The 12,287-nt window shown below is 64.9% G+C and carries 7 protein-coding genes; 4 read left to right on the plus strand and 3 right to left on the minus strand.

Annotation, left to right across the window (positions count from 1 at the left end; genetic code table 11):
* Window positions 1–157: 157 nt before the first annotated feature.
* Genes gatA through gatB form a run of 3 tightly spaced genes read left to right on the plus strand, consistent with a single transcriptional unit; the run spans window position 158 to window position 3,484 of the window.
* Window positions 158–1,642: an Asp-tRNA(Asn)/Glu-tRNA(Gln) amidotransferase subunit GatA gene (gatA, locus tag RMN99_RS05530; protein WP_309622299.1), complete on the plus strand. Its 1,485-nt coding sequence runs from the start codon at window positions 158–160 to the stop codon at window positions 1,640–1,642.
* 1 nt (window position 1,643) lies between these two features.
* A complete protein-coding gene (locus RMN99_RS05535; protein ID WP_309622300.1) occupies window positions 1,644–1,997 on the plus strand; it encodes a hypothetical protein in 354 nt (117 codons plus the stop codon).
* Complete coding sequence (gatB, locus tag RMN99_RS05540) at window positions 1,994–3,484, plus strand: Asp-tRNA(Asn)/Glu-tRNA(Gln) amidotransferase subunit GatB (RefSeq protein WP_309622301.1); 1,491 nt, start codon at window positions 1,994–1,996, stop codon at window positions 3,482–3,484. Before RMN99_RS05535 ends, gatB begins: the two co-directional genes overlap by 4 nt.
* A 246-nt stretch (window positions 3,485–3,730) precedes the next feature.
* On the opposite strand, the gene RMN99_RS05545 is transcribed toward gatB, so the two are convergent.
* From RMN99_RS05545 to RMN99_RS05555, 3 genes are all read right to left on the minus strand, one after another.
* Window positions 3,731–4,030, minus strand: a complete 300-nt coding sequence (locus RMN99_RS05545; protein WP_309622302.1) for a hypothetical protein — start codon at window positions 4,028–4,030, stop codon at window positions 3,731–3,733.
* 91 nt (window positions 4,031–4,121) lie between these two features.
* Window positions 4,122–7,001 carry a pitrilysin family protein gene (locus tag RMN99_RS05550; protein ID WP_309622303.1) on the minus strand — a complete coding sequence of 960 codons (2,880 nt, stop codon included), beginning with the start codon at window positions 6,999–7,001 and terminating at the stop codon, window positions 4,122–4,124.
* A gap of 240 nt (window positions 7,002–7,241) precedes the next feature.
* A complete protein-coding gene (locus RMN99_RS05555) occupies window positions 7,242–9,506 on the minus strand; it encodes a penicillin acylase family protein (RefSeq protein ID WP_309622304.1) in 2,265 nt (754 codons plus the stop codon).
* 117 nt (window positions 9,507–9,623) lie between these two features.
* On the opposite strand from RMN99_RS05555, the gene clpB reads away from it, so the two are divergent.
* Window positions 9,624–12,203 carry an ATP-dependent chaperone ClpB gene (gene clpB, locus RMN99_RS05560; protein WP_309622305.1) on the plus strand — a complete coding sequence of 860 codons (2,580 nt, stop codon included), beginning with the start codon at window positions 9,624–9,626 and terminating at the stop codon, window positions 12,201–12,203.
* The last annotated feature ends 84 nt before the right edge of the window (window positions 12,204–12,287 follow it).

Genomic DNA, 12,287 nt, shown 5'->3' on the forward strand with positions numbered 1-12,287 from the left:
TTTTTCGGCTGGCCCACGGTTATCTAATTAAATTGCTTGGCTTATATAGACCCCCCCCCCGTTTGGGGGTGGGGCTTGGGGTGGGCGCGAGACTGCAAGTCTCGCTGGGCCGAAAGGCCCACCCCCGACCCCTCCCGCAAGCGGGAGGGGGGAAGAAATGACTGGCCTGACCGATCTCGGCGTCGCCGCGATCCGCGACGGGGTGGCCAAGGGCACCTTCACCGCCGTCGAAGTGGCCGCGGCGTTCAATGTCAATGTCGCTGCCGCCAGCGCGCTCAACGCCTTCATCGTCACCACGCCCGAATTGGCGATTGGAGCCGCGAAGGCTACCGACGCGCGCCGCGCGGCGGGTCAGCCGCTGGGCAAGCTGGGCGGCGTGCCGATCGGGATGAAGGATCTGTTCGCCACCAAAGGCGTGCAGACCACCGCCGCCAGCCACATCCTCGAAGGCTTCGTGCCCGAATACGAATCGACCGTTTCGCAAAACCTGTGGGACGCCGGGGCGGGGATGCTGGGCAAGCTCAACCTCGATCAGTTCGCGATGGGTTCGTCGAACGAGACGAGCTATTTTGGCAATGTCATTTCGCCGTGGCGGCGCAGCGATGGCGGCAACGCGGCCTTGGCGCCGGGCGGAAGTTCGGGCGGAAGCTCCACCGCCGTTGCAGCCCGACTGGCCCCTGCCGCCACCGGCACCGATACCGGCGGCTCGATCAGGCAGCCCGCCGCGTTCACCGGCATTTCCGGAATCAAGCCCACCTATGGCCGCTGCAGCCGCTGGGGCATCGTCGCCTTCGCCTCCAGCCTCGATCAGGCCGGGCCGATGGCGCGCGACGTGCGCGATTGCGCGATCATGCTTGAAGCCATGGCCGGGTTCGATCCCAAGGATGCAACCAGCCTTGAACTGCCAGTGCCCGCCTGGGAAGCCGGGCTTTCGGGCGATCTCAAAGGCAAGAAGGTTGGCGTTCCGCGCGAATACCGGATGGACGGGATGGACGCCGATGTTGCCGCCAGCTGGGATCAGGGGATCGCCTGGCTGAAGGACGCGGGCGCGGAAATTGTCGAGATCAGCCTGCCGCACACCAAGTATGCGCTGCCCGCATACTACATCATCGCCCCCGCCGAAGCCTCCAGCAACCTCGCGCGCTATGACGGGGTCCGTTATGGCCTGCGCGATCTGCCCGATGGGGCGGGGCTGCAGGATATGTACGCCGCCACCCGCGCCGCCGGGTTCGGGGCCGAGGTCAAGCGCCGGATCCTGATCGGCACCTATGTGCTCAGCGCGGGCTTCTACGATGCCTATTACACCCAGGCCCAGAAGGTCCGCACGCTGATCGCGCAGGACTTCAAGAATGCCTTCACCATGTGCGACGTGATCCTCGCCCCGACCGCGCCGACCGCCGCGTTTGGGCTGGGCGAAAAGAGCGACGATCCGCTGGCGATGTATCTGAACGACGTGTTCGCGGTGCCCGCCTCGCTGGCTGGCCTGCCCGCAATGTCGGTTCCGGCGGGCCTCAACCGCGAAGGCTTGCCGCTCGGCCTGCAGATCATCGGCCGGGCGTTTGATGAACAGGGCGTGCTGAATGCCGGGCTGGCGATTGAACAACGCGCGCTGTTTTCGGCCAAGCCGGAACGGTGGTGGTAAGATGACACAAGCAAACTCAGACGAATTGTCGACCTTCATCACCAGCACGCTTAGCGCGATCGCGGAAGGCATTAGGAATGCACAAGGCAGTCAGATTGAATCTGCGCACGGTACTGGCGTTTCTGGGTTTACGGCGCCGAAAGAGGTCGAGTTTGATGTCGCCGTCTCTGCCAAGAAGACAGACGCCGTCGGCGGGGGGCTGAAAGTCGCGGTATTTGGGATTGGTGCAAATACGAAAGCTGACTTGGGTAGCGAGAACGCGACAATCAGCCGCATCAGGTTTTCCGTGCCGACTAATTTCAAGAGCACGGTAGAAATGCCGTCTCTGGAGAAACTTGGCCGAGGTCTTGTATGAGCTTCTATCGCATTCAAGGCACCACCGGCGAATGGGAGGTCGTAATTGGCCTTGAAGTCCACGCGCAGGTGACTTCGCAGTCCAAGCTTTTCTCCGGCGCCGCCACCGCGTTTGGCGCAGAGCCCAACAGCCAGGTCAGCCTCGTCGATGCAGCGATGCCCGGGATGCTGCCGGTGCCCAACCGCGAATGCATCCGCCAGGCGGTGCGCACGGGCATGGCGCTCAACGCCAAGATCAATCCGTGGTCGCGGTTTGATCGCAAGAATTACTTCTACGCCGATCTGCCGCAGGGCTACCAGATCAGCCAGCTGTATCACCCGATCGTGGGTGAGGGTGAGATCGAGGTGGTGCTGGACGAGAAAGACCCTGAGGGCAGCACCAAGACCATCGGGATCGAACGCATCCATGTGGAGCAGGACGCCGGCAAGCTGATGCACGATCAGCACCCGACGATGTCCTATGTCGATTTGAACCGCTCGGGCGTGGCCTTGATGGAAATCGTCAGCCGCCCCGATATGCGCTCGCCCGCCGAAGCCGGGGCATACGTCGCCAAGCTGCGCCAGATCCTGCGCTATGTCGGCAGCTGCGACGGCAATATGGATCAGGGATCGATGCGCGCCGATGTCAACGTCTCTGTCCGCAAGCTGGGCGAGCCGCTGGGCACCCGCACCGAAACCAAGAACGTGAATTCGGTCCGGTTCGTGATGGCGGTGGTGGAGAGCGAGGCCCGCCGCCAGGTCGATCTGATCGAGGACGGCGGCCGGGTGGTGCAGGAAACCCGGCTCTACGATCCCGATCGCAACGAAACGCGGAGCATGCGCAGCAAGGAAGACGCGCACGATTACCGCTATTTCCCCGATCCCGATCTGCTCCCGCTGGAACTGGACGCGGCCTTCCTCGCCGAGTGCAAGGCCAGCCTGCCCGAACTGCCCGACGCCAAGCGCCACCGCTATGAAGGCGCGATGGGCCTCTCGCCCTACAACGCCGCCGTCCTGACCGCCGACGTTGAAGTGGCGCGCCAGTTCGAGGCGCTGCTGACCTCGGTCGCCAAAGGCGCAGGCAAGAGCGAGGCTGATATGGCCAAGCGCGTTGCCAACTGGCTGCTGTCCGAACGGCCCGGCATCCTGAATGCCCACGTGCTCTCGGCCGATCACCCGAAGAACACGCTGGCAGCAAACACCGCGATCGTGGTCGCGACCGACAGCGGACAGATCTCGGGCAGCAAGGCCAAGGAGATTTTCGAGGCGTACCTGATCGGCGAAACCGACCTTGCCACCGAAATTGCCGCCAACCAGCAGACCAGCGACACCGGCGCGATCGAAGCCGCCGTCGATGCCGTGCTCGCCGCCAACGCCGACAAGGTGGCCGAATACAAGGGCGGCAAGGAAAACCTGTTCGGCTTCTTCGTCGGCCAGACGATGAAAGCCATGCAGGGCAAGGGCAATCCCGGGCTGGTCAATCAGGTGCTGAAGCAGCGGCTGGGGTAGAGTATTTCCGCCTCACATCGAGCCACCCTATCTTCCCCCTCCCCATGGGGAGGGGCCGGGGGTGGGGGTTCGACGCCAGCGTGGACGCGAGGCCTGTCGGCCTCGCTCCCCCACCCCTAACCCCTCCCCGCCGGGGAGGGGGACCGGGTGCCGTATGAAAGGACGCAGCAGCCAGCTGCACTGCACACAAAAAAGGGCGCCAGGATCACCCCCGGCGCCCTTTGCATTTCAGCTCTCGCGAAAGGCTCAGGCCTTGCGGGTGCCGCTGATCGGGAAAGTGCCGAAGGCGCCGGCCTTGACGCCGCCGGTCAGGCTGTCGCCATCGATCGTGGCTTCGCCTTCCAGCGTCATCGGCATCGGCACGGTCATGTTCATCGACCAGGTGATCGTGTTGCCATCGACCTTGCCGTTGTCGAGGCTGAGCGAACCCATCGCGCCGGCATTGGTGCCGGTGAAGGTGTCACCATCGACCGTGATGGTCATATCGCTCTTCTGGTCGCCCATCGGGGTCTTGGTTACGCATTCATAGGTGCCGGCTACAGACATCGATCTTCTCCTCACTTACAGGGGGGTAAGTAACGCATTCACTTGCGCCTAAGCCCGCCGCTGTCAACCGGCCAAAATCAACCGGCCTCAATCATTGGACCGCCGCGATCTCGATCGGCAGGCCCAGCTTTTTGAGCTGCGGTTCGACCAGCGTACGGTCACCCACCACCACGAACACCAGCCCCTGCGGCTGCAGATACAGCCGGGCCATGGCATTGATCGCGGCGGCATCGATCGCGCGATAGCGGGCCGGCAGCGTGGCCTGATAATCGAGCGGGCGGCCCAGGATCAGGTTTGACGAAATCGCCCCCAGGATCTGGAAATTGGTCTCGAAATCGTTGGGAAGCCCGCGAATATTACCATCGGTCACGCGCAGCAATTCGCCCGGCTCAACCCCGCGGGTGGCCGGAAAGGCCCGCATCTGCGCGAGGATCAGGGCGATCGAATCGCCGGTCCGGTCGCTCTGCACCGGCGCAGTGATGGTGAAGCTGCGCGCACCCAGCGGCGCGCGCACGCGGCTGCGCACGCCGTAGGACCAGCTCTTGTCCTCGCGCAGATCGAGGTTGAGGCGGCTCAGGAAGCCATTGCCCAGTATCTCGTTGGCCAGATCGAGCGCTTCAAGGTTGGGATCGCGCCCGCTGACCGGCAGAACCCGCCCGGCGACGATCACCGATTGCGGCGAACCCGGCCGGTCGATCAGCACGATCCGTTCGCGCGGGGCCGGGGCGGGCTGATCGACCGGCTTGACCGGCCGTGCGCTGGCCGGCGCGGCCCAGCTGCCGAACGCGCGGTCCAGCAGCAGCTTTGCCTGCGCCATGGTGACATCGCCGACCACGGTGATGGTCATGGCATCGGGCCGCAGCCACTTGGCATGGGCGGCACGCAATTGGTCCGGACCCAATTCCGATACTGCAGCGCGGGTGCCAAGCCCATCGCCGGGTTGGCCATAGGGATGCTGCGGTCCGAACAGCAGCGGCCAGATGCTGCGTGCGGCAAGGCCACTGGGGCTCGAAAGTGACTGGTCGATATCGGCCAGCTGCTGCGCTTTGGCGCGGGCCACGTCCTCGGCGCGAAAGGCCGGGCTGCGCACCACTTCGGCCAGCAGATCAAGCGCCGGGGCCAGGTTGGGGGTCAGCGAGAATAGCGTCACCGACGAAGTATCAAGCCCGGTTCCGGCCGAAATCGATGCGCCAAGGCGTTCCTGCTTCTCGGCAATCTGGACCGCGCTGAGCTGTTCGGTGCCTTCGTCCAGCACCGCCATCATCAGCGACTGGGTGCCGGGCGTATCCTGCGCGTCGGCGGCGATCCCGGCGTCGAAGGTGAGGCTGATCACGGCCCCAGGAACGGCGGTGCGGCGTGCGAGAACTATCGGCACGCCGTTTGCCAGTGATGCGCGCTCCACGACCGGAAAGGTCAGCGCGCCGACCGGATCGACCGGCGGCAGCGCGCGCTTCGGCCCGGTGGCCAGCCTGGGTGCGGGCCGTTTGGGATCGGGCTTGGGGGCGGGGCTGCTGGCTTCATCGCCCCAGCCGCCCAGGCTCTCACCGCGTTCGCTGCGGGTTCCGGGCACCACCGCCAGCGCGAAGACCGGCCGGGTGATCCAATGCTGCAACGCGCCGCGCACCTGATCGGGGGTCAGCGCGGCGATCGCTGCAAGGTCTTTTCTGTATTGCGCCGGATCGCCCGAATAGAGCAGCCCTTCGGCCAGGGTCGCGCCCTTGCCGCCGAACCCGCCAACCTGTTCCAGCGCGGCGATCTGGCCCGCAACCGCGCCCGTGGCCGAACGCAGCAATTCGTCGGCATTGGGGCCCTCGGCGATCAATCTGGCGATCTCTGCGTCAAGCGCCGCTTCGGCCAAGCCTTGATCGACCCCGTCCTTCACGTCCATTTCGACCTGGATGACGCTGACCTGTTCGTACTGCTGCACATTGGCCGAAACGCGGGTGGCAAGTTCCTTGCCGCGGACCAGCGCATTGTCGAGCCGCGACGAGGCGAGGCCGCCCAGCACATTCATGCCGATGGCGAGCGCCGGGGCATCGGGGTGATTGAGCCCGGGGCCGGACCAGGTACGGTAGATCCGCACTTGCGGCACAGCATCGCTCATCGTGCGGCGCACCAGCGCGGGCAGGGTGACCGGCTCTGCCGTAACCTTGGCCACTGCGCCGCCGCGCGGGATCGCGCCGAACCAGCGTTCCACCTTGGCGCGCGCCGTGGCGGCATCGACATCGCCCGACAGCACCACCACCACGTTGTTGGGGCCGTAATTGCCGGTGAACCATTGGCGCACGTCGGCTATGCTTGCCGCGTCGAGATCGGCCATCGAGCCGATCGCCGAATGGCGATAGGGATGGCCGACCGGGAACAGTCCTTCGCCGATCGCGTAGTCCGCCAGGCCATAGGGTTCGTTGTCGCTCTGGCGCTTTTCGTTCTGGACCACGCCGCGCTGCTTATCGAGCTTGTCCTGCGTCACCGCGCCGAGCAGGTGCCCCATCCGGTCGCTTTCCATCATCAGCGCCAGATCGAGCGCGCCGGTCGGCACGGTTTCGACGTAGTTGGTCCGGTCGTACGAGGTCGATCCGTTGGTCGGGGTCGATCCGGCACCTTCCAGCGGAATGTCGAAATTGGGGACGTTTTCGCTGCCGCCGAACATCAGGTGTTCGAACAGGTGGGCAAAGCCGGTGCGGCCCCTGGGCTCACTTTTGGAGCCGACGCGGTAATAGATCGTCACCCCTACGATCGGGCTCTTGCGGTCGGTATGGACCACGGTGGTCAGGCCGTTGGGGAGGGTGAACTGTTCGAACGGGATATCGACCGCCTTGACGAGGTCAGCCAGTGGCGCGGGGTCCACTGAAATTCGTTTGGCGGAAAGCAGCGGATGATCGCCGTTCTGCCAATTGGCCGGCGCTTGGCTGGCGGCGGCGCAAGCACCAAGTCCCAAGGCAAGCAACGAGGCGGGTATCAAGCGGCGCATAGGATCCATTCCCTCACGGATTCGAATTCTCAAGCCGCAGCTTAGCGCGAAGTCTGACCTACGATAGCCCGGCCATCGACGAACGGCGTCGCCGGTAACACCAATGACAGGGCGCGGGCGCGCGGCGGGCACAGACCGAGCTAGCAAATCCGCTCAACCCCGGACAAGATCGGCGTGCGCTGATCCGGCGTAACCTGTGAACACGAAAGGGGCGGTCCGCTCAGCGCGGGCCGCCCCTTGCTAGTTGGAAACCATCGTCCGGCTTTTCGCATGGGCAGCAACATCGGCGCGGGTGAACCACACCGGTTTGAAGCGCCGGGCCACGAACAGCGCGGCCTGATCGGCATAGTGCGGACTGCCGGGCCGGGTGGTGGCCGCACCATAGGGCTGGATCGATTCCGAGCGGACCCGGCCATCGCGGCCCCATTCGATCAGCATGATGAAGCTGTCACCATGCTTGACCGAAAGGCGGCCATCGGGATCGACATTCCAGCTGGTTGCCGCGCGCAACGTATCGCCGCCGCCGTCCATCGGCAGGTCCACGCTGCCCTGACGGATCCGGATGAGATCACCCAGCGGCGGATCGATCCGCCCGAAATGGGTGGTCAGGTGGGTTACCGCCTTGGCCAGTTCGGCGCGGGCATCGGGCATGGGCTTGAGGTTGTAAGACCGGCTCATCGCCTCTTCCAGCACCATCACCGCCAGCGCATCGGCACCGCCCGCGCCATCGGCGGTCAGGTCCCAGGTGGCCAGCAGCGCCTGCGCGCGTAGCAGTTCGGGCGCGTCTTTCAGGTCAAGCGCGGCAATCGCATCGAGCATCGCGGAGACATAGCCTGCGCGCTCGTATCCGGTATCGAACTTGATCGTCAACAGCCGCGCGCGGGTGATCGGCCCGGCCTGGGCCAGCAGCCGCGCCGCGCGCCGGGCACGGTTGGTCATGTCCAGCTCGACCCCCCACAGCGCGGGGATGTTTGCCGGATCAAGCTCGCTTCCCGGGCCTGCCGCCAGCAGCGGGGTGTTGTTTGAATTGAACACATAGCCCGAGGCCGGATTGATCACCTTGGGATAGGAAGAATAAGGGATTGAACCCTTCCAGATCAGGCTGGAATCAGTGCCCGGCACCAGCCCGCGCCAATCGGGCCCGGCTTTCCGGTCGGGCATGGCGGCGTTGTAGATGTAAGCCACGTTGCCAGCCTTGTCGGCATAGACGAAATTGGTCGCCGGCACGCCCTGCAGCGCCATCGCTGCCTGCCATTCACCAAAGTCTTTGGCCTTGGTGATGCGGTAATATTGCTCCATGCTTTTGAGGTTGCCCATCCCGGCATAGCGCGCCGCAAAGCCGCCCTGCGCATTGACGATTGCCGGGCCATGCACACTGCGCCACACGTCACGCGGCACGGGCAGAGTAAACGGCCCGATCCGCACCGGCAGCCACACCCGGTGCTGTTCAAGCGGCCGCCAGATCCCGTCGAGCCGGTAATTCAGACCATCCGCGTCCAGCTCCAGCTTGTAGACGTCGATCAGATCGGGCCGGTTGACCGTGTTGGTCCAGCCAAGGTTGTCATTGTGGCCCAAAAACGGAAACGGCGATCCGGGAAAGGTTGCCCCGGCAAAATGCCAGCCTTCGTCGCTGCTGATCTCAAGCTCGTACCACGCAACCCCGCCGCGGTAAGGCTGATGGCTGTTTGAAAACAGCCGGGTCACCCCGTCGCCCGATCGCGCCGGGGAAATCGCAAAAGCGTTCGATCCTGCTTGCGCCGCGTCCTGCCCCATCGGCAGCGGCAAAGAGGCTCCCCTCCCGCTTGCGGGAGGGGCTGGGGGTGGGTCAGTGAACGCCGATTGGCCCACCCCCCGGCCCCCTCCCGCAAGCGGGAGGGGGAGCAGGTCCCCGTTCGCCTGCGGTGCGGCTGGCCCAAGCGGGGGACCGTGTTCGGGCAGCAGCGGCCCTCCTTCAGACAGCGGGCCCAGCACCCGGTCCATCCCGAAGAAGAACGGTAGGCGCAGCGCAAAGCCGGCGGCAACATCCTCGGCATTGACCGGGAACAGCCGCGCCAGTTTCACTTCGCGCGGGTGCTGCTGCGCAAACTGGTTGAGCCCCGATGCATAGGCATCGAGCACCATGTGGACCTCCGGCGAAAGGCTTGCCATTTGCGAACGTGCCGTCTCGCGGGCATCAAGCCAGTGGTAGGCATAGTCGACCCCGGCGCCGTCCTTGCCAGCGATCGCGCCATAGCGGCCACGGGTCATCGCCAACACGTCCTGCAAGGTCGAAAAGTCATCCTCGGCATGGGCGAACGCCACCCCGAAAGCGGTATCGGCATCGGTGTGCCCGTGAATGTGCGGCACGCCAAATTCATCGCGGATAATCCCGGCGGCATAGTGCCGCGGCGGCGGGGGCGGGCCGGGCTGCTCGGCCAGAAACGGCTCCCAACTGGCCAGGCCGACAGCGGCAGTCAAGCCCAGACCAAGCACGGTCCAGCCCGTACGCGAAACCCATTTGCGCATGATCAATCGTTCTCCCTGAGACCCTGTGGTAGCCTGCAGCGATGAAAAATGCCAAGCACCCCTTGTGTTGCGAATTGGCAACACTACCTTCGGGTGTAACAGGAGGCTGACACACCCATGAACCTCGAGAAATTTACCGACCGTGCCAAGGGATTCCTGCAAAGCGCGCAGACCGTTGCGGTGCGGATGAGCCACCAGCGGATCACGCCAGAGCACATCCTGAAGGCGCTGCTCGAGGACAATGAAGGCATGGCCGCCGGGCTGATTGCCCGCGCGGGCGGCAATGTGCAGATCGCGCAGGCCAAGGTTGACGCGGCGCTGGCCAAGATTCCCGCGGTTTCGGGTTCGGGCGCGCAGGCCGCGCCGGGGCTGGAAAACGATGCCGTGCGGGTACTGGATCAGGCCGAGCAGCTTTCGGCCAAGGCCGGCGACTCTTATGTCTCGGTGCAGCGGATGTTGCAGGCGCTGGCGATGGTTGCGACCAACCCCGCTGGGCAGGCGTTGAAAGCCGCCGGGGTCGACGTCAAGGCGCTCGAAACCGCGATCCAGGAATTGACCGGCGGGCGCACGGCGGACAATGCCAGCGCCGAAAACGCCTACGAGGCGATGAAGAAATATGCTCGCGACCTGACGCAAGCCGCGCGCGACGGCAAGCTTGATCCGGTGATCGGCCGCGACGAGGAAATCCGCCGCACGATCCAGATCCTCGCCCGGCGGACCAAGAACAACCCGGCGCTGATCGGCGAGCCTGGTGTGGGCAAGACCGCAATCGCCGAGGGCCTGGCGCTGCGCATCGCCAATGGCGACGTGCCCGACAGCCTCAAGGACCGCCGCCTGATGAGCCTCGACATGGGCAGTCTGATTGCGGGTGCCAAGTATCGCGGCGAGTTCGAGGAGCGGCTCAAGGCCGTGCTCGACGAGGTCAAGGGCGCTGAGGGCGAGATCATCCTGTTCATCGATGAAATGCACACGCTGATTGGCGCGGGCGCATCGGAAGGCTCGATGGATGCCTCGAACCTCTTGAAGCCGGCGCTGGCGCGCGGCGAGCTGCACTGCATCGGCGCGACCACGCTCGATGAATATCAGAAATACGTCGAGAAAGACCCGGCACTGCAGCGGCGGTTCCAGCCGGTGTTCGTGGGCGAACCGACGGTCGAGGACACGATCTCGATCCTGCGCGGGATCAAGGAAAAGTACGAGCTGCACCACGGCGTGCGGATTGCCGATAATGCGATCGTCGCCGCTGCAACGCTCAGCCACCGCTACATTTCCGATCGATTCCTGCCCGACAAGGCGATCGACCTGATGGACGAGGCCGCCAGCCGGATCCGCATGGAAGTGGAGAGCAAGCCCGAGGAAATCGAGGTGCTCGACCGGCGGATCATCCAGCTCAAGATCGAGGAAATGGCGCTCGCCAAGGAGACCGACCAGGCCAGCAAGGACCGGCTGGCAGCGCTGCGGCAAGAGCTGGCCGGGCTGGAGGAACAATCGAGCGCGCTGACCGTGCGCTGGCAGGGCGAGCGTGACAAGATCGCGGCCGAGGGCAAGATCAAGGAAGCGCTCGACCATGCGCGGATCGAGCTGGAACAGGCGCAGCGGGGCGGCGATCTGGCCAAGGCCGGCGAGCTTTCCTATGGCAAGATTCCCGAACTGGAAAAGCAGCTGGCCGAAGCCGCGGGCGGTTCTGAAAATGCGTTGCTGCGCGAGGAAGTGACGGCTGAGGATATCGCTTCGGTGGTCGCCAAGTGGACCGGCGTTCCGGTGGAACGGATGATGGAAGGCGAGCGCGAGAAGCTGCTCAAGATGGAGCAGGTGATCGGCCAGCGGGTGATCGGCCAGCAGGACGCAGTGATTGCCGTGTCCAAGGCGGTGCGCCGCGCGCGGGCCGGTTTGCAGGATCCCAACCGGCCGCTCGGCAGCTTCCTGTTCCTTGGCCCCACGGGCGTGGGCAAGACCGAGCTGACCAAGGCGCTGGCCGGGTTCCTGTTCGATGATGACACCGCGATGGTGCGGATCGACATGTCCGAATTCATGGAAAAGCATTCGGTCAGCCGCCTGATCGGCGCGCCGCCGGGCTATGTCGGCTATGACGAGGGCGGGGTGCTGACCGAAGCGGTGCGGCGCCGGCCCTATCAGGTGGTGCTGTTCGACGAAGTCGAGAAAGCGCACCCCGACGTGTTCAACGTGCTGCTGCAGGTACTCGACGATGGGCGGCTGACCGATGGCCAGGGCCGTGCAGTCGATTTTACCAACACGTTGATCATCCTGACCAGCAACCTGGGCAGCCAGTACCTCGCCAATCTTGAGGAAGGGCAGGACGTGGAAGTGGTCGAGCCGCAAGTGATGGAGCAGGTCCGCGCGCATTTCCGCCCCGAATTCCTCAACCGGCTGGACGAGATCATCCTGTTCCACCGGCTGGGCGTGGAACATATGGCGCCGATCGTCGAAATCCAGGTTGGCCGCGTGGCCGGGCTGCTGAAGGACCGCAAGATCACGCTCGATCTGACCGATGCCGCCAAGCGCTGGCTGGGCCGGGTCGGCTATGATCCGGTCTACGGTGCGCGGCCCTTGAAGCGCGCGGTGCAGCGCTATCTGCAGGATCCGCTGGCCGAAAAACTGCTGGCGGGCGAAGTGCCCGATGGCTCTGCGGTGAAGATCGACGAGGGCGATGGCGCGCTGACAATCAAGGTTGGGTGATCCTCCCCCGCACGGGCAGAATCAAAAAGAAAGGGCGGCGTGGTTGCCCACGCCGCCCTTCTCGTTTGCAGTTGGCAAAGCGCC

It is taken from the genome of Novosphingobium sp., assembly GCF_031417815.1.
Lineage (GTDB): Bacteria > Pseudomonadota > Alphaproteobacteria > Sphingomonadales > Sphingomonadaceae > Novosphingobium.